Raw genomic sequence first — 25,808 nt, 5'->3', positions numbered from 1 at the left:
ACAGATTTCTTTATCTCCCAGTGCACAAATCAGATGCACCCGTGGCAATTCATGACTAGGGTTGCTGCGTTATGCTTCAAGCCGGAATCGTAGGACTGCCAAACGTCGGAAAATCGACTCTCTTCAACGCTGTCACCCGCTCACGCAAAGCGGAGGCTGCGAACTATCCATTCTGCACCATCGACCCGAACAAAGGGATCGTCACCGTGCCAGACCCACGCCTCGACGTCTGCTCGAAGATTTCAGGATCGCAGAAAGTCATCCCGACCGCGATCGAGTTCGTCGACATCGCCGGGTTGGTTAAAGGAGCCAGCGAGGGTGCCGGTCTTGGCAACCAGTTCCTCGCCAACATCCGCGAGGTCGATGCCGTGGTGCAGGTGGTCCGCTGCTTCGAAGATCCGGACATCATTCACGAAATGGGCTCGGTCGATCCGATCCGCGACATCGAAATCATCAACTCGGAGTTGATCCTGGCGGACATTGCATCCTTGGAAAAGCGCCGCCAGAGCCGCGCCAAGAAAGCCAAAGGCGGCGACAAGGAGTCGAGCCGCGAAGTCGAAGTCATCGACAAGCTCCTCCCTCACCTGAACGAAGGCAACCCAGCCATCACACTGGAACTGAGCAAAGAAGACGCCGACGTCATGGCCGACTTCCAATTGCTCAGCGCCAAGCGCACCATCTACGCCTGCAACGTCATCGAAGACGAACTGGCCGCAGCAATCGACGATCCGGACTCACACCCATTCGTCTCGAAAGTGCGCGCCTACGCCGCGGAATCCCACAACGCCGAAGCGCTCGTCATCTCCGCCCGCATTGAAGAGGAAATGATCGAACTCGACCCAGCCGACGCCAAAGATTACCTCGACGCACTCGGCGTCACCGACAGCGGGGTCAGCACACTCATCCGTGGCGTTTACCACCTGCTCGGTCTGCGCACTTACATCACCACAGGTGAAAAGGAAACCCGCGCATGGACCATCCCTGCAGGAGCCAAGGCCCCACAGGCCGCTGGTGTGATTCACACCGACTTCGAGCGCGGCTTCATCCGCGCCGAGGTGGTCAGCTACGACAACCTCGTCGAGTGCGGGTCGCTCAGCGCGGCACGTGACGCCGGCAAGCTGCGCTCGGAAGGAAAAGAGTATGTCGTCAACGATGGCGACGTGGTGGAATTTCTTTTCAATGTTTGATTTGGCGGTGGCGCTTTGAGCGCATGTGTGATGACAAATAGTCAGCGCACGCTCATCGACCGCCATGACCAAAGCATTCTCTTTCCGCATCTCATCATCCCTGCGCCGCGCCGTCACGCTCGTGACGGCGGCGCTGGGAACCTCGCTCGCCAGCCACGCTGCCGAGACCACGCCCGCCACTGAATCCACTCCTACCGCCGCCTACCAGAGCGTCATCCGGATTCAAAACTCGTCACAGATTGCGGACTACCGCACGCCATGGAACCCGGGCAACTACAGCGGCGGCACCGGCAGTGGCTTTCTCGTTGGGGAAAACCGGTTCCTCACCAACGCCCACGTCGTCAGCAACACACGACGTCTCCTCGTTACCAAACACGGGTCCCCCCGCGAGCTTCCGGCCCGCATTGTCGCCATCGCTCATGACTGCGACCTCGCGCTGCTCGAGATCATTGATGACGAAGATTATCAAAACGCATTCGAAGGCGTCCCTCAGCTTGAAATCGGTGAAGTCCCCCGCCTGGAAAGCGAAGTCCGCGTCATCGGCTACCCTGTGGGAGGCGAGCGCATCTCGGTGACCCGCGGCGTCGTCTCGCGTATCGATTTCCGCCCGTATAGTCACAGCCAGGTAGACCAACACCTCGTCATCCAAATCGACGCCGCCATCAACCCAGGAAATAGCGGCGGTCCCGTACTCCAAGCCAACAAAGTCGTCGGAGTCGCATTCCAGGGACTCACCTCCGCCGACAACACCGGCTACATGATCCCGACTCCCGTCATTAAACGCTTCCTCACCGACGTCGGGGACGGCAGCTATGACCATTACGTTGACCTGGCGATCGATGAGTTCCCTCTAATGAACCCGGCCCAACGCAAAGCCTTGGGATTACCCGACAACGACAGGGGCATCCTTGTGGTCTCCGTGCTCAAAGGAGGCACCTGCGACGGCAAGCTGGAGTCTGGTGACATCCTGATGGCCATCGACGACCACCCGATTTTCTCAGACGGCAAAGTAAACCTCAACGGCGAAAGCGTCACCATGCACGAGATCGTGGAGCGCAAGTTCGCCGGCGACCTCGTGAAGCTGGAGGTGCTGCGCAATGGTGAAGCAGAAGAAGTCACCGTCTCACTCAAGCCATTCGATCCATCACGCATTTTCCAAATCCGCTACGGCGAACGCCCACGCTTCGTCACCGCCGCCGGCTTTGTCTTCCAGCCACTGAACCGCAACGTCATGGCCGCTCACCCGATCAGCGATCTGGAGGGCCGCAAGCTGATTGCCGACTACATCGGCGAAGGTCTCTACACCGATTGGGAGGAGATTGTCGTTCTGACACAAATTCTTCCCGACTCCATCAACGCGGATGTGACCGGGTTCCGCCGCATGGTGGTGGACAAAATCAACGGCGTGAAGATCCGCAAGCTCCAGGATGTCTTCGACCACCTCTACCAGCCGATGGCACAAGGCAAGCTGCCTGAGTTCACCACCATCCACTGCCTCGGAGCCGAGCGCCCCATCGTCATCGAATCCGAAAAAATGATCGAGGCCCACGCCCGCATCCGCAGCAAGTACGGTGTCAGCTCGGATCACTTCCTCGACTACGAAAACTACGAACTCGAACACCAGAACGAGGAAACTTCACCAGCGATCGAGCCATTGGATGAAGCCGCCTAATCCACGCCGACCACATCATTCCACCCATTTCCCTCCTATGATCTCATTCACTTTCCGTCTGGCGCTCGCAGTCGCTGCGCTGGTGATCGTTCTTCCTGCCGCCGTGCGCGCGCAAGAAATCACCGCCGCCTCACCGTCCCCAGCCACATCCACCTGCTGGGTAACTGCCACCGAGCAAGAATTCAACATCCTCCAGCCCTGGGAGAAGAAGCAGCCACGTCGCAAGCGCGGCATCGGCGCCCTGATCCACGGCAACCGCTTGCTCGTAAGCGCGGATCTCATTGCCAACTCCACGTTCATTGAACTGGAACGCCCGACTGACGGCGCGAAAACCACCGCCAAAGTCGTTGGCCGCGACTATGAGGCGAACCTGGCTGTGGTCCAACCGGTGGAGTCGCCCGACAATTTCCTCGAAGGAATGGTGCCACTCGCGATCGACGAGCGCCTCGCAGTCGGTCACAGTCTGACGACCTGGCAACTGGAGAAAGAAGGCACACCGGTACTGACCACCGGTATCGTCAACCGCGCTGAAGTGAACACTTACGCACTCTCCCACCGGCGCTTCCTACGCTTCAATGTGCGCATCAGTCTGGAAAACAAAACCGGTGGGTTCTCGCTGCCTCTGGTCCGCGATGGCAAGCTCGCCGGCATCCTGCTCAGCTTCACCGCCGACGAACAAGTCGCCCGCATCATCCCAGGACCTGTGATCAGCCACTTCCTCACCGATCTCGACGACGGGGACTACCAGGGATTCCCCTCACTCGGCGTCGGCTACGCGGAAACCACCGACGAGACATTCCGCAAATACCTTGGCCTCAACGGCACCAAGGGCGGCATCTACATCACCAAAGTGGCCACCAACACGCCGGCGGACAAAGCCGGGCTCAAAGAAGGCGACGTGCTCGTCTCCATCGACGGCAAAGCCATTGACCGCCGCGGCAACTACGACTCGGATCGCTACGGCAAACTCAGCTTTTCCCACCTCATCTCCAGCCGCTACGTCGGCGACTCGGTGGAACTCGACATCCTGCGCGATGGCAAACACATGACCGTAAACGCCACCGTGACACGCAAGGCCCCACACAATTACGTGATCGATCCGTTCATCTACGATCGTGGCCCTAACTACCTGATGCTTGGCGGGCTTTTGCTTCAGGAACTCTCGCGCGATTACATCACCTCGTTCCGCGATTGGCGCGACAACGCCCCGATCGAACTTCAAGCTGCTATGGCCAATACCGACGAACTCGAACAAGGCACCGCCACAGGCCGCAAGTTCGTCTTCCTCAGCTACACCATCCCAACCCCGGCCACCGTCGGCTACGAGGAGATGCGCGGACTTCCCGTCGAATCGATCAATGGCAAACCTATCCTGCGCATGGAAGATGTCGCCGCCGCTCTGAACTCCCCCGTCGACGGCGTGCACCACATTGTCTTCAGCGGCAACCGCCCGGACGCCTACATCGACGCCGATCTCGCAGACCGCGTAAACGACCACCTCAAGCAGTCCGGTATGGCACTGCAACGCATCGTCCGCTAGCACAGGTACGCACGGATCATGCACGCTCCACCCGCTATTTCCGTGGTGATGCCTGCGTTCAACGCGCAGGCCACCATTGAACGCGCCATCGCCAGCATCACCGCCCAGTCATTTTCTGACTGGGAGTTGATAATCGTAAACGACGGATCATCCGACGACACATTGGCAATCGCCCGCCAATGCGCCGCTGCCGACTCACGCATACGTGTTCTCAACGAGCCGCACCGTGGCGTCGTCGGCGCATCCAACGCAGGCTTCGCCGCCAGCCGCGCCCCCGTCATCGCGCGCATGGACGCCGATGACCAATCCACCCCGAACCGACTCGCGGACCAATACACCTGGCTGGCCGACCACCCGCACCACCACGCGGTTAGTGGCCAGGTTGAGTTTGCGGGGTGCCGGGAGTCCGCCGCCGGATATGGCGCTCACGTCGATTGGACCAACCAACTGGTCACACCTGAGCAAATCGCGCACAACCGCTTCGTCGATCTTCCCTTCCCCCACCCGTCGCTGATGTACCGGCGCACGCTTGTCGAGCAATTCGGAGGCTACCGCGATGGCGAGTTCCCTGAAGACTACGAGCTGATGCTGCGTTGGTTCGACAATGGCATGCTCGTGGGCAAGGTCCCGCATCCCGTGCTGCTATGGAATGACCCACCGACCCGCCTGTCGCGTAACGACCCACGGTACGCGATGCCTGAGTTCCACCGCTGCAAGGCGCCATTTTTAGCCAATGCGATCGTTCGGTCCGCAGCGGGCGGTCGCCCGTTGTGGATCTGGGGCGCAGGCCGCCCGGCACGTAAAAACGCCCGCCTTCTCGAAGCTGCCTACCAAGTGGCCGCCGGTTTCATCGACATCGACCCGCGCAAGATCGGCCGATCACTCGCCGGCCGCCCCATCATCTCCGCCGACACCCTCCCCCCAATCGAAGAATCCGTCATCGTAAGCTATGTCGGCAACCGGGGCGCAGGACAAATTATCCGCGACCAACTCCTCGCCACCGGCCGCACCGAAGGCACCGATTTCTGGATCGCCGCGTAAGGTAATGCGCGATTCCGCTCCCCCGGCAAACCGACCAACCCATCACAACCTCCGCCACGGAGACTCGTTATCTTTATCCTCTTCTTTATCCTGATCCGACCAGGACCGACGGCGATAGCGATAGCGATAGCGATGGCGATGGCGATAAGGATAAGGAAGAGGATAAGGATAAAGATAAGGGCAACAAACCAAGCCACCCTTCCCCGGAGCACACCTCACCCCGATGGACCAACCTCACTCTTGAGGTTGCGCGCGACTCCGTCTACCCGGAAAACCGACCAATCCATCACAAGCTCCGCTGCGGAGACTCCTTATCTTTATCCTCTTCCTTATCCTGATCCTCCTAGGCCGAGAGCGATAAGAATAGCAAACCAAGTCACCATTCCCCGACCGCACACACAAACGCCCACTGAAAACTGAACACTAGCAAACCAGCAAACTCCCTCAAACTTATCTCCACTCGTGCTTCGGATAGCGCCCTTTGAGGTCTTTTTTCACCGCCTCATAACTGGTCGTCCAGAATGCCCCCAAATCGGTGGTCGTCTGCGCCGGTCGCTGGTTCGGCGCCAGGATATGCACCACCACCGGCACTTTACCGTCGGCAATCGTCGGGTGGCGGTGAATGTCGTACAAGCGCTGCAGCACCATCGAGATCTCCGGCACGCCGGCCTCTGAGTAGCGCACCTTCGCGGTTTGACCATTCTCCAGCTTAATAGTCTCCGGCGCATAATAATCGATCGCGCTGCGTTGCTCGGGCGACAACCAATTGCGCAATGCCGTCCATACGTCACGGTCTTTGATATCGCGTTGTGAATAGCCGCCCTCGCAGACTTCAGTGATGATCATCTGACGCGCCTCGTCATCGATCGGGCTGATCCCCAGCTCCGACAGGTGATTCGCCACGCATTGAACCCGGGCAATCCACTGCTCGACGCGATCGTTCCAATTCTTGAGCACCATTTCCCCCGCCATCACCTTGGCCGCGAGAATCTCCGCAGCGACCAACCGGTCAGCACCATCACCGGCAGACGACCGCAGAACCAAGTCCCCGAAGCGAGTCTCCGCAAAACGCACCACCCTCTTGCTCCGAGGGTCGAACCGATCCTCGTTGGTCACCCGCATTCGCTGCGGCCAAACCGCCTGCAAATCGTCTTCATTCACCGCCGACAACATCCCCAGCACCACGCTCACGTCGCGCCCGGAGATCTCGGCAATCTCACCGGCAATCACCAGCGACGACTTCCTCGCCAGACTGCCGTCTTTCATCTTACCCGAGCGCCCGTCCCCGAGACTGCACGCCAGGCTTCCCGCGCTGCGCTTCACCGCTACATGATCGGGAAAAGCCGCCAGCAACGCACGCTTCACCGCATCCCATTCATTCTCTGGAGTCACGACCTCCGCGTCGTAAACCAACCCCTGCACCACACGGTCGAGCTGGCGCACCAACTCGGCCGCCTCACGCGCCGCGCCCGCATGCACACCGCGCTCGCGACACCACTGCATGTCAAAGCGCCGCGCAATCGCACCATCAAGTGCTCGCATCATCGGCAACAAATCCGAGTCGTCATCCGCTGTGACGAATTCCGAAGCGCCACCGCGTCCATTAAAGTCCGGTCCATTCTTGCTCGCCCAGATCCCGCGCCCTTCGGCCAATGCCACCAAGCGACACCCAACGTCACCCAACCCGGCAAAAGCCAAGTCAACCAGTACCCGCGCCCATCGCGGATGCACCGGAAAGGCTGCCATTTGCCGCCCGACCTCTGTGATCCGCATCACCTCACCCTCGGCCTCGACTGCCAGCAACATCACCAAGGTCTCAACCGCATGTTCAAGACGCCCGGCTTTCGGTTTCTCCACCCAGTCGAGCGCGCCCAAATCCCCATAACCCGCCGCAGCGAGTGACAAAAAAGCACCACTCAAGTCCAAGCGATCGATCTCAGGCGCCAACTGCGCACTGCGCGCCGAGTGGTTGGCCGCCGTCCACAAGCGCAAGCAATGACCCTCCGCCACACGCCCCGCGCGCCCGGCCCGCTGGTCCGCCGACGCCCTGGAAATGGGCTCGACCATCAATGTGTTCAACCCACGCTTGGGATCGTAGTCTGCAATTCGAGCCAACCCGGAGTCCACGACGATTCGGATCCCCGGAATCGTCAGCGACGTTTCCGCCACATTGGTTGCCACGACAATTTTCCGCCTTCCGGTGTCCGCCAGCACGGCATCCTGGTCTTCAGGGCGCATATCGCCATAAAGCGGCAGCAAATCCATCCCCTTCGCCCACTTGGCGCTCTTCAGTTCAGCCAGCGTTTTCGTGATTTCGTATCGCCCGGGCATGAAGACCAAGGCATCGCCCTCGACCTGACGGTTGGCGATCATTTCCCGCAACCCGGCCACCGCGTGCATCCAGACCGGCACACTCACCTTCGGCTCGTGGCGCACATGCTCGATCTCGACGGGAAACGTGCGGCCGTGAGACTCGAGCCGCTGCTCCGGCGGACACCAATCATCGAGCGAGATATGATCGAGCGTGGCCGACATCACCCACAACTGCAGGTCCGGCCGCTTGGTCCGCTGAAGTTGACTCAACAACGCAATCCCAAGATCCGCGTCGAGATGACGTTCGTGGAATTCATCAAACACGACCGCCCCCACTCCACGCAGCTCCGGCGACGCCAATAACCTCCGCAACAAAATCCCCTCGGTGACAAACCACAGCCGCGTATCCTTGCCTCCCACTCGGTCGAACCGCACCTGATAGCCTACCTCCGTGCCCAGCTTGGTGCCGCGTTCATACGCCACCCGCCGCGCCAACATCCGCGCAGCCATCCGCCGAGGTTGCAGCACCAACACGTCTCCATTCACCGCACCACCGTCCACCAGCATCGCCCCCACACGCGTCGATTTTCCAGAGCCGGTTGGCGCCTGCAACACCGCCCGCGCAGGACACTCGCCCTTCGCCATGGATCGGGATAATTGAACGATTTGATCGGCAATTTGATCGATCGGCAACGGTTGTAAGGAAGATGGGCTCATGGAGTCAGTCGGAGGATGCGCGAAGATTCCGCGAATCCTGTTGAAACTTGGGATATTAAGCGTGATGTTTAGAGCGTATGAACGAACTTTCAATTATTGCCTTCGCCTTCGGCGGCCAGGAGATGTGGATTGTCTTCGTGTTGATCCTGCTGCTTTTCGGCGCGAAAAAGTTGCCTGAGCTCGCACGCGGCATGGGCAAGAGCATGGGCGAATTCAAGAAAGCCCGCGAGGAATTCGAAAAGGAAATCACCTCGGCTGAGAAAGAAGTGAAGAAGTCCATCGACGAAGGCGAGAAGTCCTCCAAAGGATAAATCTCCTCCCTGCCCCCAAACAAACCAACTTTCCCAAAGCGACCACCTGATCCAGGTGGTCGCTTTTTTTGTTTATTGCCACGGAACGCACGCCACCTCGCCACACAGGAAACTCATCGAATTCTATACAAAACATGCGCCCATAACAAAGCGGCAGACGTTCCCTGCATTTAGCAGCGCGGCCCATCCATGCCGCGCTGGGGTGGATCCTCATCCAAGACCACCTATCAACCATCAACACTCCCTATCATGACCACGCAATCGCTGATCCTCTGTGTGCCCGCCTTTGGTGTCCTCGGATTGATCTACACCTTCTTCAAGTCCTCGTGGGTCGCCAAACAAGACCCTGGAACCGAGAAGATGCAGGGCATCGCCAAGAGCATCCAGCAAGGTGCCATGGCATTCCTCCATGCCGAGTACAAGATCCTCTCGATCTTTGTGATCTCAGTTGCGGTTCTGCTGGCGGTCAGTGGTGCCAATAACGAAGCATCCCATCCGCTCGTCGCGGTCTCATTCGTCGTCGGTGCCCTGTGCTCGGGGCTCGCCGGGTTCATTGGCATGAAGGTCGCCACCAAGGCCAATGTTCGCACCACCAATGCCGCCCGCGATGGCCTGGGCAAAGCATTGGAAATCGCATTCTCCGGAGGCTCGGTCATGGGACTCGGCGTGGTCGGCCTCGGCGTACTCGGTCTCGGTGGATTGTTTGCCATATTCTCCTCCGTATTCGGGATCGACACCGTGGAAAATGTGACGCTGGTCATGACCATCGTCACGGGGTTCTCGTTCGGAGCCTCCTCGATCGCTCTCTTCGCCCGCGTCGGTGGCGGGATTTACACCAAAGCCGCGGACGTCGGAGCCGACCTCGTCGGCAAGGTCGAAGCCGGCATCCCGGAGGACCACCCACTCAACCCAGCCACCATCGCCGATAACGTGGGCGACAACGTAGGCGACGTCGCCGGCATGGGGGCGGACCTCTTTGAAAGTTATGTGGGATCGATCATCGGCACGATGGTGCTCGGAGCCGTCTTCATGACCGCACCCGAAATGAGCGAAAACTTCAATGGCCTCGGCGCGGTTCTACTGCCACTCGTTCTCGCCGCAGTCGGCATCGTCACCTCGATTATCGGCGGCATGTTCGTGAAAGTGAAAGACGGCGGCAACCCGCAAACTGCTTTGAACATCGGCGAGTTTGGCTCAGCTCTCATCCTACTCGTGCTCACTTGGTTCATCATCGGCTGGATGCTGCCCGCCGAATGGTCGGACGGCGCTCGCACCTACACCGCCAGCGGTGTCTTCATCGCCATTCTCATCGGACTCGCCGCCGGCCTCGGCATCGGCAAAGTCACCGAGCATTACACCGGCACCCACACCAAACCGGTGATGGGAATTGTCCGCCAATCAGTCACAGGCTCGGCCACCAACATCATCGCCGGCCTCGGCGTCGGCATGATGTCCACCGCGATCCCGATTGTCATCCTCGCCGCCGGCATCCTCGGCGCCCACCATTTCGCCGGACTCTACGGCATCGCCATCGCCGCCGTCGGCATGCTTTCCAACACCGGCATCCAACTCGCGGTCGACGCCTACGGCCCCATCTCAGACAACGCCGGCGGCATCGCCGAAATGAGCGAACTACCCAAAGAAGTCCGCCAACGCACCGACAAACTCGACGCCGTAGGCAACACCACGGCAGCCATCGGCAAAGGCTTCGCCATCGGATCCGCAGCGCTCACTGCCCTCGCCCTTTTCGCCGCGTTCAAGACATCGTACGAACAAACGCATGGCACCACATTGAGCATCGAAATCACGGATCCCCGGGTCATGGCGGCACTCCTCTTCGGCGGCATGATGCCCTTCTTGTTCTCCGCTCTCTCGATGGGAGCTGTGGGTCGGGCCGCCATGTCGATGATCGAAGAAGTGCGCCGGCAGTTCCACGAAATCCCGGCGCTGCGCAAAGCACTCGACGCCATGACCCGCAACGAAGGCAAAGAGCAAAGCGAATGGAGCGATCAGGATCGCGCCGACTTTGAGGCCGCAGAAGGGAAAGCCGAATACAGCAAGTGCGTCGAGATTTCCACCAAAGCCGCCATCCGGGAAATGGTGAAGCCCGGATTGTTGGCGGTCGCCACACCGGTTGCCTTTGGATTCATCGGTGGAGGTCAGATGCTCGGTGGCCTGCTCGCCGGCGTCACCGTCTGCGGCGTCTTGATGGCTCTCTTCCAGTCCAACGCCGGCGGTGCCTGGGACAACGCCAAGAAGATGATGGAGGAAGGCATCGAAGTGAACGGCGAAAAACTCGTCAAAGGCAGCGCCGCCCACAAAGCCGGCGTCGTCGGAGACACCGTCGGCGACCCACTGAAAGACACCTCGGGCCCGTCCCTGAACATCCTGCTCAAACTGATGTCCGTAGTCGCCCTGGTCATCGCCCCACTGATCTAACCGAATTCCCAACAACCGAAAACAACACACGAGCGGTGGACCGACTGGTTCACCGCTCGCTTTTTGTTGCGGATCTGCTTCCGGATCAACATCATCACAAGATGAAATCGAGAGTCGGTCTGATTGCATTATGCTGCGCTATTGGTCTTTTGCGCGGTGAGGGAACAAATGAACCCACTGAGCAGACTGCTCCCCCACCTTACTCGGAAAAACTCCAAGAACTGCGAACGGAGCTCGATCAAGTCTTAGGACCGCCGGAAACCGACGCACAAGGCAGGCACTATTTCCCTCAGGGAAAAAATGCCCGCCACTTACCCGGCGCCGCCCCTCGACACGCTCAGATCTTGGCATTTCTTGAGGAACCTTCCATCCAGTCTGAGCTACCAGATGGCGTGGAAACCATCATCAGGCTGAGTGTGATGAACGGGTTGGAGTTCCAACATGATTGGGTAGTGATACGCCTCGAAATCTCTGGTGACAAAGTGACCGGACGCACGGCGACATTCAAACTCGACCAAACGAATCCGACGACACTCGCCACGGACGACAGAGACCTAGAATTCACTTCAAAGCAAACTGACACTCTAGAAAAGTTGCTGAGAGTAGAAAAGTTCTGGAGCCCTCTGCCTGAGGAATACATCTGGCGACACACAACATCATTCGGGAGTCCCTCGATTTGGGTATTCGAAATGCGCAGCCGGACTGGCTACCAAATCATTTCGGTGGAAAATTCGAACCTCGGAAAAACGCACCACCCCGAGAATCGCGATTGGAGCGCGTACGAGACAGCCGCAAATCTCATGAGGTCACTCATCGATCCGCCCATGATTGGAGACTCCCGGATCGACAAGCCAGTTTTCTCAAAACGTCGACAACCAATTGAAGGCGAACCGAAAAGAGCGCATCAACCCTCATCTTTCGATCCATTCAGAGACCGCCAAGAGGACACTCCGGAATAGCCATCGTTCGCCATCCTGAAAGGAGGCTGGAACAGAGCACAGGCCTTCAGGCCTGTGATGATAGCACCCGATATAACTGCGCCCTGACAGGGCGCGGGAGGCCACCCTGTTTCACGGTGACAAAAGCCCAAGGCCCCTTCCCACCACCCTATCAGGGTGGCTCCTCAGGTCTGATCCCCTCGATACCCAAGGCTAAAGCCGTTGGGCTTTGCTCCCCGTTCCTTTCAGCAACCCAGATCCGTCCGATCCGTCTTCCCTCATCCATAATTTCCATGGATTCACGATTGCCAAGTGGCTCGCTGCACCCATAATTCAGCGTGCCCAATAGCAAATCTTACTCATCGGAAAAGCCGGCCCGCATCGGGGTGGTCGGCACTGGATTCATCGCAACCGGATTGGTCTCTGTCCTGAGCCACCAGCCCGGCATGCAGCCAGCGAAGGTACTTTCACGCCGTCCCAAGGACCAGTTCTCCGGTCGGGTAGCGGATTTGCACACCGACTCCATCAACGAGTTGGTAGACAACTGCGACCTCATCGTCGAGTGCAGTGGCGACGTCCATCACGCGACTCCGATTGTGGATGCCGCAATGAACGCCGGACTTCCGGTTGTCACCATGGCCACCGAGTTCCATGTCACCGTCGGCTCGTACTTCGCCGGCAAGGGCCTGATCACCGAAGCCGAAGGCGACCAGCCTGGTTGCCTCGCCGCGCTCCACGAAGAAGCGGTGGAAATGGGCTTCAGTCCGCTCGTCTACGGTAACATCAAAGGGTTCCTCAACCACCAGCCGACCGTTGAGGACATGGAGTTCTGGTCGAACAAACAGGGCATCAGCGTTCCCCAGGTCACCAGCTTCACCGACGGCACCAAGATTCAAATGGAGCAGGCATTTGTCGCCAACGGCCTCAAGACCGACATCCTCACCCGCGGACTTAGCGGCATCGAAGGCATGGGCCTCGAAGAAGGCGGCAATTACCTCGCCGAACGCGCCGAACACCACGGCAAACCTATCAGCGACTACGTACTCAACGGCAAGCTCCCTCCTGGGGTCTTCATCACCGGACGCAACGAGGAAGCCGACCCGAACGTGTTGCGCTACCTCAAACTCGGAGACGGCCCGTTCTACACGCTGATCCGTCCATACCACCTTTGCCATCTCGAGATCCCGCGCACCATCCGCCGAGTGCTCGATGGCGGTGGCGTGTTGCTCAACAACACCACCACCCCAACCATCAACGTCTGCGCCATCGCGAAAAAGGACATCGCCGCAGGAACCGACGTCGCTAATGCCATCGGCGGCCAGTTCTTCCGTGGTGAAGCCACCCGCATCGCCGACGAACCAAATGCCGTACCTATCGGCCTGATGGACGGATGCCGCGTGATTCGCAACCTCGAGGCCGGGCAGACCGTGACCCTCGACGATATCGAACTGCGCGACACCCAGGCGACCCAAATTTGGCAGTCCGCATTGCGCCCTCAGGCGTAATCGGTACTGCCGCGGAGCCATCCACATCCTTCACGGCGGGCTTACTTAAGCCAACAATCTAACAAATTGTGGATATCTATCAGCCGTATGAAATACCTAGTCACTCTGGCGACCGCATCGCTCGCGCTCTCACTCGCCTCGTGCGAGAAAAGGGACGGCTTCGCCCTCGCCGACACCGATGGCAACCAATCCATCTCCTATCAGGAGTTCGACCGCTTCATGCTCGAAGCCATCTACTCCTCCGTCGATGTGGATGGCGACTCCAAAGTCACCCTTGAGGAGTATCTGGCCTCAGGCTCTGATGCCACCAAGGAAGGCTTCAAGAAAGTCGATGCCAATGGAGATGGTGTCATCACACCCGAAGAGGCCAAAGCCTTCTGGGAGTCGCAGCAGACGATGAAGAGTCTGTTCAAGAAAATCGACACCAATGGCGACGGTCAACTAAGCCAGGAAGAAGTGAAGACCTTCTTTGATAAGGCTGCCAAAGCCGAAGGAAAAACCGACCTGGAGAAACTCTCAAACGCAGCATCCCAATGAAACGTAAAATTCTAATCGCAACCACGATGCTGGCATCCTGCGCGATGCTGGGCTCGTGCTACCACCCGGATCCTTACGTCCAGCGCGGGCGCAACACGGGAGCCGTGGTCGGTGGCGTCACCGGTGCCGTCATCGGCAACAACGTCAAAGGCGGCAGCTCATGGGGCGGAGCCGCCATCGGAGCCGCCGTCGGCGGCCTCGCCGGCGACCGCTACGGCAAGACCAACTCGATGTACCATCGCAGTCGGCCGTACTATTATTACTAAGCGAATGCTTGAATCGGCCACCGTGGAAACGCGGTGGCCGTTTTTTGTCCCCACCTCCCGATCCATAAAAAAAGACCGGATCGGAAGAGCTCCCGATCCGGCCTGTGATTCAATCAATGCGACGATTATGCGATCGACTCAAGCAATGCATTGAGCGTCGCGCTCGGGCGCATCGCCTGACTGGTGAGCGCTTCGTTTGGCTGGTAGTAGCCACCGATCTCAACCGCAACACCTTGAGCTGAGTTCAATTCGCTCACAATCTGCTCTTCGTTAGCAGCCAATCGCTCGGCAACCGGTGCGAACACAGCCTGGAGCGACTCATCTTCGTTCTGCGCCGCAAGCGCCTCGGCCCAGTACAGAGCGAGGTAGAAGTGGCTGCCACGGTTGTCCAACTCGCCGACTTTACGCGACGGTGATTTGTCGTTGAGAAGGAACTTGGTGGTCGCCTCGTCGAGGGTCTTACCGAGCAGAGTCGCCTTCGGGTTGTCGAAAGTCGACCCCAGGTGCTCAAGCGAAACCGCCAATGCCAGGAACTCACCCAGCGAGTCCCAACGCAGGTGGTTCTCCGCCACAAACTGCTGAACGTGCTTTGGAGCCGATCCACCGGCACCGGTTTCAAACAATCCGCCGCCATTCATCAACGGCACGATCGAGAGCATCTTGGCACTGGTACCCAGCTCGAGGATTGGGAACAAATCGGTGAGATAGTCACGAAGCACGTTACCAGTCACCGAGATGGTGTCCTTGCCGTCCTTGATACGAGCGAGCGAGAACTCGGTAGCCTCCACTGGCGACATGATGTGCAACTCGAGCCCCTCGGTGTCGTGATCCTGGAGGTAAGTGTTCACTTTCTCGATCAACTGCGCATCGTGAGCTCGGTTCTTGTCGAGCCAGAACACAGCCGGCACGCCGGTGGCGCGGGCACGATTGACGGCCAACTTCACCCAGTCACGGATCGGAGCGTCCTTGGTCTGGCATGCGCGCCAGATGTCCCCTTCTTCCACTTCGTGTTCGATGAGCACATTGCCCGCGGCGTCCACGACGCGGACGGTACCGTCGGCAGGGATTTCGAAAGTCTTGTCGTGGGAGCCGTACTCTTCCGCCTTCTGAGCCATCAGACCGACGTTTGGCACGGTGCCCATGGTGGTCGGGTCGAACGCGCCATTCTCACGGCAGAAATCGATCGTCGCCTGATAGACGCCGGCATAGCTGCTGTCCGGGATCACAGCGAGTGTGTCCTTGGTCTTGCCCTCAGCATTCCACATCTGCCCCGAATTGCGGATCATGGCAGGCATCGATGCGTCGATGATGATGTCGCTCGGCACATGGAGGTTGGTGATACCTTTATCGGAATCCACCATCGCGATCTCAGGACCCGCCGCGTAAACCGCTGCGATATCCGCTTCGATCTCCGCCTTCTTCTCCGCTGGCAGCGAACCAAGCTTGCTCACCAGGTCGCCGAAGCCATTCTTAGGATCGACACCGAGCTCGGCAATCACGTCCGCATGCTTGGTGAACACATCTTTAAAGAACACTTCCACACAGTGACCAAAGATAATCGGGTCGGACACCTTCATCATGGTCGCCTTCATGTGCAGCGAGAACAACACATCTTCGCTCTTGGCACGGGCCACTTGCTCTTCGAGGAAAGTAACCAGAGCCTTCTTGCTCATGCGGGTCGCGTCGAGCACTTCACCTGCGAGCAATGGCGTGGATTCCTTGAGCACGGTGGTCGATCCATCCTTGCCCACCAACTCAATCTTCACATCGGTCTCGCCATGTACGGTCACCGACTTCTCGTTGGAGAAGAAGTCGCCGCCATCCATGTGCGCGACATTCGACTTCGAGTCCGACGACCAGGCTCCCATGCGATGCGGGTTGCTCTTGGCGTACTGCTTGACCGCGCCAGGCGCACGACGGTCCGAGTTGCCTTCACGCAACACAGGGTTCACAGCACTGCCCTTGATCTTGTCGTAACGAGCCTTGATGTCCTTCTCGGCATCAGTCGATGGCTCGTCAGGATAATTCGGCAGCGCGTAGCCTTGGCTCTGCAGCTCGGCAATCGCAGCCTTCATCTGCGGGATCGAGGCTGAAATGTTCGGCAACTTGATGATGTTCGCCTCTGGGGTCTTGGCAAGCTCACCAAGTTCGGCCAACGCATCACCGATGCGCTGCTCTTCAGTCAGAAACTCCGGGAAGTTGGCAATGATGCGTCCAGCCAACGAGATGTCACGAGTCTCAACCGTCACTCCGGACACACCAGCGAACGCGCTGATGATCGGCAACAACGAATGGGTCGCCAGCGCAGGTGCCTCATCCGTCTTGGTGTAAATGATTTTTGGAATGTCTTTGCTCATAATAGATTTGTCTAGAGTTGCGGGGCCCGGAGCCAACATCGTCAGAGTCTCTCCCAGATCGATCGACAGCGCTCAATTTCCGGCGGCCAATGATTCCTGCCAATTCGCGCCCACGAATAGATAGGCGGGATTTAAAGTGGACACCATAGCAGGTCAAGCATTCCCTGCCCACCGCAGGAATTTGTTTCTTCATCACCGGCCCCACAACCCGCTGATTTGCTGGATTTTCACCTACTTCTGAACACTTGTTCTCAAGTTATTCACAATCGGTAAACAATTGCCCACAAGTCCGCTCCGCCGCCTTCTGGAATAGCTGATGAACCGCACATAATCATCGACTTATGCCAATGAGGACATGCCGAAGCCAATCTAAGGCACAAACCCCTCGGCTAAAACAAACCCTATAAAAAACTCACCACAAACCACTTACGCACATTGATAAGAATCCCTTATCCATTCTAAAACAACCCTATTAGAATAATACATAGCCTTGCATATCGCCCCGTTCAGTTCATCGCCACACCTCCGCCCCAAAGCGCATCAACGGCAAACCAACTCATTTTTCACCCACTTTCCCCCAAACCTGACAAGTTGTTCACAATCACTCTGTGTGGAACGCCCATACGATGGTGGAACATTCCAAACCCAGTCTGATTAAAAATCCGCGCATCCACTCAGTCACCTGATTCCGTATAGCATCTTTCGTCTATTCTCTTGACCATCTGTTAAGATCACGCTTTGACAAGGCAGCCCCATCTTCTCAAGCTCACGCCTTGTCATGACTTCCGCCTCTTTATCCGGCTCCTTACGCGCCATTCCGAACGCCCCAAAAGCGCGCATTCTTTGGGCGTTTGCCATCGCGCTGATGGTGGCCGGAGTCATTGCCATGGTTCGGCTCCCCATCCCTTGGAATGACGAGCTCCAACAAGCCGTGGCCAAGCGTACCGCTGCCGACCAACCGCCAACTGTAGATCAATACATCGACCTAACGCTCTGGTGGGCCGCAGCCGCCGCGGCAATCATTGGTGCACTGCTCACCGCATCCCACAAACTCTGGACCTCACGGTACGCTCCGGTAACAGAGCCTCTCACTTCAAAAGCTGAGCGGAGAAGCACCCGCATCACGATGTGGGTTGCTCTCATCGCGATCACTGCAATCGCGGCATTCGCTCGTGCTCCGCGCTTGGACCACAGTTTCTGGAACGACGAAGAAGTCACCATCCAGGATTACTCGTGGGGCAAATACAGTAAGCAAAAGGTGGCCGGCGAGGCAGCCGAGCTCAAGTTCAAGCCAGCATCGTGGGAAAAGACGCTCTTCTACAACCGAGGTGGCTCCAATCACGTCCTCAATAGCGCACTCACAAAGCTCACGATCCAGACGGACAACGCCATCCGGGGAAACGACGGCAATTTCTTCTCCGAGCGTACCGCGCGCATCGTCCCTTTCCTAGCCTCGTTGGGAACCGTCTTACTCATCGGGTGGATAGGATGGCGGGGCTTTCACCCGATCGCGGGTATTGTCGCCGCAGCCACCCTCGCATTGAGCCCGTGGCACATACGCTATTCGACAGAAATCCGGGGATATTCCCTCCTACTGTTCCTCATCTTGGTCGCGCTGGTTTGCTTGTTCCTCGCCTTGCACAGTGGAAAGCGGCGCTACTGGGTCGGCTTCGCCATCGCCGAAGCGGGCTTCATGCTATCGTTTTTTGCTTCGGTCTACGTCGCCGTCGCTCTCAACCTCGCAGCCCTCGCGTGGATTGTGACGAGCGGTCGGAGCAAATCCCAGCTCGTGGAACCGACCTATCGTTTGCTTGCAGCCAACCTGGCGGCTGCCGCGATCTTTATCCCCCTGGCGGCTCCTTCGATTCCTCAGTTCCTCTACTACCTGGAAAACCCTCTCATCCACGGCTTCGCTCCGGGATGGCTGAACGACTTCTACCATCACTTGGTGCTCGGAGTTCCACCATGGGAGCGCTCCGGTGAGCTCAACGCAGGAATCACGGCACCCCAACTCTTCGCCCAAGCCCCATGGGTCGAGAGTCTGTTATGGCGCATCGTACCCGCGGTCGTCGGACTCGGCATCATCTCCGCGTTGATCACCCGCGACCGCCGCCAAATCTTGCTGATCGCCGCGCTCACAGCAGGCCCCGTTCTTGGTTACCTTCACAACCGGCTGGTGGATTCGCCGGCTCTCCCCTGGTATCTGCTCTATTCGCTGCTGCCATTTGCTCTGCTTTGCGGCTACGCCTGCTCGCTTCTGCTGACAGCAGTCAAAAAGCCCACCACACGCCTTCCTCTGGTGCTCTCAAGTTTGGTAGCCGCCGCATGGCTCACGGCCTACGCAATCGCCACGCAGCCCCAACGAGAGCACTTGGCTGCAGTTCCTCGCCAACCGCTACGAGAAGTCGCGGCTGAGCTTCGCGGCAACGCCCCTACCTTCGGTACTCCCGAGATCAAAGATCGTGTCACCGCTGCCGTTGGCTTCAGCGTCAAGCGTCTGCGGACCTACGACCCACATATCCATACCCTGCGCTCCGTGAAAGACCTCCGGAAAGTGGACGAACAAGCCACCGCAGCACAACTTCCTGTCTTTATCGCCGTCTGCGGAGAATCGCTGATCGCCAAAGACCCGAAAAAGAAGGCCTGCCTGGACTACCTTCACGATCCCGCCAATGGCTTCACCAAGTACTCGCGCATTCTCGGCTTCGAGACACAATTCTCCTACGACATCTACTCCAAGGAGCCATCATTCCAGGCATCTACCAAGTGAGCACTCACGGTGGCGTCACCGAGGGGAGTTGAATCGGTAGGTTAAGTGGTCCTTTGCGGCTCACAGCTCAGATAGCCCGTTAGGCTAATGGTTCACGCCCCACTTCATTCGAAAAGGCTCTCCGCCATTCAGCCATTACCCGTTCAATTGGCACTGGTACTCAGCGCTTCACCCCCGGCACCCGCCCGAAGCCGATGAACTTGGAGTTGCGCCGCCCCCCCTCGCGTGGACTGAACGAGAAAAAGTCGACCCCGCCACCATTGCGGCCCGACGCCGACTGCCCGCGCCCGCCGAACATCCAATGCTTGCCGGTGTTCGGATCGCGCCCCATGTAAATCATCACGTGCGAGACATTCGGCCACCGCTTGCCTGTGCGGTAGGTCCCTTTCCAGAACATCAAATCCCCCGGCCGCATCTTGCGCAGCGTACGTTCGTCCAGACGCGACGCCTTCTTCAATGTTCCCGCTTTTGCCAGCCAGTGGTACTGGTGGTTGCTCTGCCTCGGCACATAACGGAATCCCACACGAGTCAGCACATGATGTATTGTACCCGAACAATCCATCCCGCCCTCGCCCAACGATTCGCCTCCAAACACATAAGGCAATCGATGCTGTGCCAGCCGGTGGCACTCCCGCTGTAAATCACGCAGCTCCACCTTTTGCGCAGGCAACTCAACCCGAGCCACAATCGCATCGGCTTGTTGGCGTAACTTGCGCGTCGAACCACACGATGTCATCGCAGCACACAGAAAAAGCAACAAGACCAGACGGACGGAAGTTGGAAGGGCAGCAATCATCGGCGCAGAGGTTAGCCGGATTCGAGTATTTGCCAAGACCCGTTTCCCATGGTTTCCTGCAGGGTCAATTCACGCTGTCATGATGTCCGATCTTCCCCTCCGTTGCCCGATCACCCACACCAAGCTCACCGCCGCATCGGGGGACACCTTGGCTCGTATCAACCTGGCCCTCGCCGCCGGACAGCTGGAGCAGGTCATCCAAGTCGACGGCGTAAAAATCAACGGCAAACTCGAAGCCGCCTGGATCAACGAAGCGGGCACCCACGCCTATCCCGATCAACAAGGAATCCCCGTCCTCGTTCCGGATGCCGCGATTCTACTCGACTCGCACGCCTCCTAGACACGGGATCTAGCGTATCTCACGTTCACAGGCAGATCAGGCAGCGGGCCATCAGCGGCCCTCTCGCTCCGCCGGCTGGTAGCGATGATCGTTCATCATCTGCCACACGTCGTACTTATCGATTACCCCCTCGATAATGAACAACTCGTCGATCCATCCGGTGAAATGAGTGTCTCCAGTGAAACGGGAGCCCCCCTGATGAGTGGTCACATCAAATGGTGACTGGTTCACCATCCCGCCTCCGATACGAAGCGGCGAAAACGACTCGGTATCAATGACGACCCGGCCATCGTCACTCAAATCAACCTCTATATCCTTGTAAAAGCTGTAATACGTCGGCGCAATCCGCCCATCGTAATACACGTCCACCTCTGGGATCTCGCTGCCAGTCACGCCACCACGGTACACAATCGCCACGTGGTGCCATTGATCATCCTCAAGCATCACCCGAGGGCAGTGATACCAAACGCCACCGAAGCTCACATTGAGAGTCGGCACACGTTTTTCGGAGTGGTCCAAGTGGACACTCCATTTGCTATTGATCGATCGCGTTGACGACATGTGTGGTTGCTGACGCCCCCAGGCTAGCAAAACCGATGTCCCATCAACCCTGCGCTGGGCCGCCGACGGCAGCTTGACCCAAAACGCAACACTTCGCGGAGCATCGCCACCGATTCCGCGCCAATTGGTCATCAGCGCCCCAGCGCCATCCGAGCCCAATGCCAGTGCGGATCCCTCAACGCCATCGACCAAGGTTTGCCCGCCTCCATTCTCCATCCAATGGTGAATGTTCTCCTCTGTAGCCAACGTCCCTACCGGACGCCCGCCATCAAATGACCAATGCGCATAGCGCAATGAGTCCGGCAATCCCTGCTTAAACTCCGCATCAACGGCATCCATCATCACCACGCCATCGTCAAGAAAGCGCACGCCTTGGCCACCAACCACCTCACCACTTGCCGCTCCACTTTCCATCTCATACGCAACTCTTCCAGAAAAGACATGCAACTCGTCCGGTCGGTCAGCCCATGCCACCACTCCAAACTCCGTCCCCAAGTCCACCGCCCGTACCTCATCGGTTTCCACAGTAAAGCCCTCAGCTCCATCGCTGACGTGAAAACGACCACTTCCGTACGGCATCTTCACCAACCCCGCATCCACCACTTCGATTTCTGCCGGCCCGTCAATCCACCCCATCACGCCACTGCCCAGCTCAAGCTCCACAGTTCCCTGCAAAATCTCCAGCTTCGAGCCCTTCTCCAACTCTGTAGCGCCCGCCCTACTCCCGGCAGGATGCTGAACTTCCAATAGCCCGCCCGGAGCCACCCTATAGGCCAACCGCTCCTCAGGCCCGAGATAAACCGATCGCAACGCCACCGCAGCAATTAACAACACGGCAACAGCCGCCCACGCGGCCACCCGACGATACCTCGCCTGCAATCGCTGACGACGCGCCTCGCCCACCGACAACACGTCCCGAGCCCCACCGTAGGACATCTCCAAGCTCTGATGTAGGCGGACATAGCGGTAGTACAACTGCCTCACCTCAGGATCACTCGCCATCTGTTGCTGCAAACGCGCGAACCCCTCCTCGCTGAGTGTGCCGTCCAACAACGCCTGAATCTCAAGCTCCACCTTCTTCACACTCATAAGCCACCTCCATTCACCATAGATTCCTGCTTCTCAACGCATTTACGCAACGCCGCCCGCAGACGAAACAACTTCACAGACAGAGCGGATTCAGTCTTCCCAACCCGCTCTGCATACACAGAAAGCCCCTCCCTGGAATAATACCGATGTTTGATCAATTCCTGATCAGGTTTGCGCAGTTTCGCCATACACGCCTGTAGATACATCATTCGCTCTTCACTGGTCTCAGGTTCGTCCACGAACTCCTCGGCAATCATCTCCTGTAGTTCATCACTGAACATCAACCACCGCCTCCGCTTCTTCGTCTTCAAGTACGCCAGCACCTCAAAACGAGCCACAGCGAACGCCCACGCCTTGAAGTTCGTCCCCAACTCAAACTCCTCCCGCTTGCGCCAAAGCACCACGTTCACCCGCTGCACCACGTCCTTCGCCTCACTCTCCCCCGGCATCAACGCCATCACATACGCCCACAAGTCCCCCTGATGAGCAGTCAACAACTGCACAAAATCAGAGCTCTCATCGTGGTTCGTATCGTCCATCGCCATCCAATCATTCGGGAGGCTACACTCCTAGCGGAACGCCCCCTCTCTGAAAACCCAAATATCACTCAGAATCAACGCCCAATCATCCAAACATAAAAATGACCCGCCAGACTTTCCGGCGGGCCATCAGTTCATCTAAACCGGTACAAGTCCAGCTTACTTGCGGCGACGCAAGATCATAGCCAGACCACCAAGGCCAAGCAGTGCCGCCGAGCTAGGCTCAGGCACTGCATTGAACTGGAACTCGGAGAAATTCACACGATCGCCACCCGCTGCGCCATTCACCCCGAAGAAGTTGTCGGTAATCGAAATTTGTACGTATTGAGCATTGCTCACTAAAGTCCCCAGATCAAAGTCTTGCTGATCCGGCCCGACGCCCTCGGCCGCATTGAAAGTAAACAATTGCGAGTCATCTCCATTACCAAACACCGAATCCGTCGAGAATGTCGCCGTAAAGGTACGCACGGAGTTGCCGCCATAGAGACCTCGATTCCAGAACGCAATTGCATCAATAGCGTAGGTATTTCCCAGATCGATATCGAAAATAATCGCTTCTGCAGCTTGGGCGAAATAATCGCCACCACCAGCGCCTGGGTCATTGGTGAAGATCTGGCCGTTGTTCCCGTAATCCGCGATCGTTCCGACATCACCATCACTCACGTCCAACACGTCACCCTGTTGGAACACAGTGGTTGTACTAACCAGAGCCGCGCTACCACCGGAGTCAATTGCATTGATCAGCGCCGCATTCGCAGCGCCCGCAAGACCGAGCGAAAGCGCGACAGCCGCGCCAATTGTTTTCATTTTCATATGTTATTAAGGTTCTTAGCTCGTGGAGCCCTCAGAAGAGAACCCCTCATCGCTTTGGCGCCGGACAACACCTAGCTCTCATCCTTGGAAGCCGCGATCGGTGAATTCCTCACCAACCGACACACTTGCAAAATTAAAGCAGAACTCGTCCAGCCAACGCCAGACAGCCTCGATCACGAAACTCTTACACCCTTTCCCCAAAAAAAAATGCCCCACCCGGCAGAACACCAGGTGAGGCACGAGAATCAGCTCCAATTACTTGCGGCGACGCAAGATCAAAGCCAGGCCTCCAAGGCCAAGAAGTGCTGTGGAGCTCGGCTCAGGAACCGCCACGGCATACGCCGCATAGAGGTTACCGATCTCAGCATCGCTCAACGCCACGTCATAAGACGCAACACCGAACATATCACCAGTCGCGAAATCGGCGTTGTTGTTCCAGTTCGCTCCGAGTGTGCCAACGCCCCCGTCCATACGCCAGTTGGTTTTCGCACCATGCTGCTCAACGAATGCACCATTCACGAACAGGTCCATAGTTCCTCCGTCATTATTGCGGCGGAAAACGACATGCACGTCTTCACCAAAAATCGAGTCCGTAGCGAGCGAATAGTCGGCAATCCCTTGAATCGTGGCACCAAACTTGCCTGTGTTATTCCACTGCTCCAGCTTCATCACATTGCGCTCGTTCCCCGGACTCCATCCGGTGAGGCTACCAATGGCAACCGACGCCCCATTGTCGGAAAAGTTAAAGATGTACTCAACCGTCGAGCCATCGACTGGCGCGCCCCCAATCCCATCAAGTACACCATAGTCATACGAGAACCCTTCTGAACCATTGAAGGTCCAACCGGCGTTGGAAGCGGTCACATTGCCCGCCGTGCTTTGTGCTTGTGTGAGCCAGTGAGTGATCGCGGCATTCGCCGAACCTGCAGCGGTCAATGCGACCACGGCAGCAGCCACTTTGGCTTTGCTTGAGATATGTTTCATATATCTGTGTTTGTTATCGTTTTGATGGAAAGAATCCCGATTGGCGGAATTCTCAGAACACCCAAACAGACCTCAGTCACCAAAAAACAGACGACATGGGACTGGTGAGCACCTAAGGACAGCCTCGCCCGAAAAAACCTTACATCGCTTGGTACAAAAAAATGCGCTTTGCCGGAAAACTCCCGGCAAAGCGCAAAAGAATCACCTTCAATCACTTGCGACGACGCAAAATAATTGCCAGCCCACCAAGACCAAGCAGTGCGGTCGAACTCGGCTCGGGCACCGTGTCGGTGCTGAAGGCCGAATACAGATCGGAGATCTCCTGATCGGTAAGAGCGACATCATAGGAAGCCACTCCGTACATCTGCCCCTCGGCAAAATCGTTATTCCCCTGATGGTTGGAGCCCAACCACCCCACACTGCCGTCCATACGCCAGTTGGTTTTGTTCACATCGGTCTCCGCATAGACTCCGTTAACAAAGATATCCATACTTCCCCCATTGCCCCCATCGTCGTTGCGGCGGAAAACCACGTGCACGTCCTGATCAAAGGGAGATGCCGTGGCCAGATCGTAGTCCCAATAACCAGGCACCGTAATCCCCATCACCCCCTTGTCCGACCACTGCTCGAGCTTGAGCACATTCATTTCATTACCCGGAGCCCATCCCATGACGCTGGCAATGGCCATCGACGTCGCGTTATCAGTGAAGTTGAAGATAAACTCGACCGTCGAGCCATCGACTACAATCCCTTCTTGATCAAGGGTGCCGAAGTCATACTGCACACCGGCAGTCCCATCGAAGGTCCAGCCCGTGTTGTCGGCAGTGACATTCCCCGCCGTATTCTGCGCCTGGTTCAGCCACTGACTAATGGCGGCATCGGCACTCCCCACCGCCGCCAGTGAGGCGACAGCCGCAAGTAGCGCTGGTTTGGTTACTAGTTTTTTCATCGGTGTCTGTTGTTGTTTTGTGTTTGCGCTAGCCCCGACTCACTCGTGTTAAGAGAGCCCACCTCGAAAACCCACAGCGCTTAACCCACAAGACCTTACACACCGTTTAAAAAAAATGCGCCCCACCCGGCGGAATGCCGGATG

General features: G+C 57.8%; 20 protein-coding genes. 12 read left to right on the top strand and 8 right to left on the bottom strand.

Annotation, left to right across the window (positions count from 1 at the left end):
• The first annotated feature begins 71 nt into the window (after positions 1-71).
• The 4 genes from ychF (at position 72) to G3M56_RS07160 (ending at position 5,440) form a co-directional block, all read left to right on the top strand.
• Positions 72-1,187 carry a redox-regulated ATPase YchF gene (ychF, locus tag G3M56_RS07175; RefSeq protein ID WP_164361552.1) on the top strand — a complete coding sequence of 372 codons (1,116 nt, stop codon included), beginning with the start codon at positions 72-74 and terminating at the stop codon, positions 1,185-1,187.
• A gap of 64 nt (positions 1,188-1,251) precedes the next feature.
• Positions 1,252-2,859 carry a S1C family serine protease gene (locus G3M56_RS07170; RefSeq protein WP_164361550.1) on the top strand — a complete coding sequence of 536 codons (1,608 nt, stop codon included), beginning with the start codon at positions 1,252-1,254 and terminating at the stop codon, positions 2,857-2,859.
• A 37-nt stretch (positions 2,860-2,896) separates the two neighbouring features.
• Positions 2,897-4,399 (top strand): S1C family serine protease, encoded by a 1,503-nt coding sequence (locus G3M56_RS07165; protein ID WP_164361547.1) that lies wholly within the window; start codon positions 2,897-2,899, stop codon positions 4,397-4,399.
• Between the two features lie 18 nt (positions 4,400-4,417).
• Positions 4,418-5,440, top strand: a complete 1,023-nt coding sequence (locus G3M56_RS07160; protein WP_164361546.1) for a glycosyltransferase family 2 protein — start codon at positions 4,418-4,420, stop codon at positions 5,438-5,440.
• A gap of 450 nt (positions 5,441-5,890) precedes the next feature.
• On the opposite strand, the gene G3M56_RS07155 is transcribed toward G3M56_RS07160, so the two are convergent.
• Positions 5,891-8,470, bottom strand: a complete 2,580-nt coding sequence (locus tag G3M56_RS07155; RefSeq protein WP_235203298.1) for an ATP-dependent RNA helicase — start codon at positions 8,468-8,470, stop codon at positions 5,891-5,893.
• 77 nt (positions 8,471-8,547) lie between these two features.
• On the opposite strand from G3M56_RS07155, the gene G3M56_RS07150 reads away from it, so the two are divergent.
• The 6 genes from G3M56_RS07150 to G3M56_RS07125 all read left to right on the top strand — a co-directional run bounded on the left by G3M56_RS07150 (position 8,548) and on the right by G3M56_RS07125 (position 14,466).
• Complete coding sequence (locus G3M56_RS07150) at positions 8,548-8,781, top strand: Sec-independent protein translocase subunit TatA/TatB (RefSeq protein WP_164361543.1); 234 nt, start codon at positions 8,548-8,550, stop codon at positions 8,779-8,781.
• Positions 8,782-9,030: 249 nt separating this feature from the next.
• Entirely contained in the window at positions 9,031-11,220 is a 2,190-nt protein-coding gene (locus tag G3M56_RS07145; protein WP_164361542.1) for a sodium-translocating pyrophosphatase, read from the top strand.
• A 101-nt stretch (positions 11,221-11,321) separates the two neighbouring features.
• Positions 11,322-12,179, top strand: coding sequence for a hypothetical protein (locus G3M56_RS07140; protein ID WP_164361540.1), 858 nt, complete (start codon positions 11,322-11,324; stop codon positions 12,177-12,179).
• Between the two features lie 317 nt (positions 12,180-12,496).
• The gene (locus tag G3M56_RS07135) at positions 12,497-13,663 is read left to right on the top strand and encodes an NAD(P)-dependent oxidoreductase (RefSeq protein ID WP_164361539.1); all 1,167 of its coding nucleotides are present in this window, start codon (positions 12,497-12,499) and stop codon (positions 13,661-13,663) included.
• An 87-nt stretch (positions 13,664-13,750) separates the two neighbouring features.
• On the top strand, positions 13,751-14,200 hold the full coding sequence (locus tag G3M56_RS07130; RefSeq protein WP_164361537.1) for an EF-hand domain-containing protein: 450 nt from the start codon (positions 13,751-13,753) through the stop codon (positions 14,198-14,200).
• A complete protein-coding gene (locus G3M56_RS07125) occupies positions 14,197-14,466 on the top strand; it encodes a glycine zipper 2TM domain-containing protein (protein WP_164361536.1) in 270 nt (89 codons plus the stop codon). The genes G3M56_RS07130 and G3M56_RS07125 overlap by 4 nt, the downstream gene beginning before the upstream one ends.
• Positions 14,467-14,591: 125 nt before the next feature.
• Here G3M56_RS07125 and G3M56_RS07120 read toward each other — a convergent pair whose 3' ends face one another.
• Positions 14,592-16,823: an NADP-dependent isocitrate dehydrogenase gene (locus G3M56_RS07120; protein WP_164361534.1), complete on the bottom strand. Its 2,232-nt coding sequence runs from the start codon at positions 16,821-16,823 to the stop codon at positions 14,592-14,594.
• A gap of 778 nt (positions 16,824-17,601) precedes the next feature.
• On the opposite strand from G3M56_RS07120, the gene G3M56_RS07115 reads away from it, so the two are divergent.
• Positions 17,602-19,593: a glycosyltransferase family 39 protein gene (locus G3M56_RS07115; protein WP_164361533.1), complete on the top strand. Its 1,992-nt coding sequence runs from the start codon at positions 17,602-17,604 to the stop codon at positions 19,591-19,593.
• Positions 19,594-19,753: 160 nt separating this feature from the next.
• Here G3M56_RS07115 and G3M56_RS07110 read toward each other — a convergent pair whose 3' ends face one another.
• Entirely contained in the window at positions 19,754-20,389 is a 636-nt protein-coding gene (locus G3M56_RS07110) for an NlpC/P60 family protein (protein ID WP_164361531.1), read from the bottom strand.
• A gap of 79 nt (positions 20,390-20,468) precedes the next feature.
• On the opposite strand from G3M56_RS07110, the gene G3M56_RS07105 reads away from it, so the two are divergent.
• A complete protein-coding gene (locus G3M56_RS07105; protein WP_235203297.1) occupies positions 20,469-20,729 on the top strand; it encodes a hypothetical protein in 261 nt (86 codons plus the stop codon).
• A 51-nt stretch (positions 20,730-20,780) separates the two neighbouring features.
• On the opposite strand, the gene G3M56_RS07100 is transcribed toward G3M56_RS07105, so the two are convergent.
• From G3M56_RS07100 to G3M56_RS07080, 5 genes are all read right to left on the bottom strand, one after another.
• A complete protein-coding gene (locus G3M56_RS07100; protein WP_164361528.1) occupies positions 20,781-22,379 on the bottom strand; it encodes a hypothetical protein in 1,599 nt (532 codons plus the stop codon).
• Entirely contained in the window at positions 22,376-22,918 is a 543-nt protein-coding gene (locus G3M56_RS07095; protein WP_164361526.1) for a sigma-70 family RNA polymerase sigma factor, read from the bottom strand. The genes G3M56_RS07100 and G3M56_RS07095 overlap by 4 nt, the downstream gene beginning before the upstream one ends.
• Positions 22,919-23,077: 159 nt before the next feature.
• Positions 23,078-23,731, bottom strand: a complete 654-nt coding sequence (locus G3M56_RS07090) for a PEP-CTERM sorting domain-containing protein (protein ID WP_235203296.1) — start codon at positions 23,729-23,731, stop codon at positions 23,078-23,080.
• 255 nt (positions 23,732-23,986) lie between these two features.
• Positions 23,987-24,715, bottom strand: a complete 729-nt coding sequence (locus tag G3M56_RS07085; protein ID WP_235203295.1) for a PEP-CTERM sorting domain-containing protein — start codon at positions 24,713-24,715, stop codon at positions 23,987-23,989.
• A gap of 211 nt (positions 24,716-24,926) precedes the next feature.
• Positions 24,927-25,664, bottom strand: a complete 738-nt coding sequence (locus tag G3M56_RS07080) for a LamG-like jellyroll fold domain-containing protein (protein ID WP_235203294.1) — start codon at positions 25,662-25,664, stop codon at positions 24,927-24,929.
• Positions 25,665-25,808: the final 144 nt, after the last annotated feature.

This window comes from Sulfuriroseicoccus oceanibius (assembly GCF_010681825.2).
GTDB classification, from domain to species: Bacteria; Verrucomicrobiota; Verrucomicrobiia; order Verrucomicrobiales; family SLCJ01; genus Sulfuriroseicoccus; species Sulfuriroseicoccus oceanibius.
The sequence above is the reverse complement of the archived record's forward strand: the minus strand, read 5'-3'. Positions and strand labels throughout refer to the sequence as shown.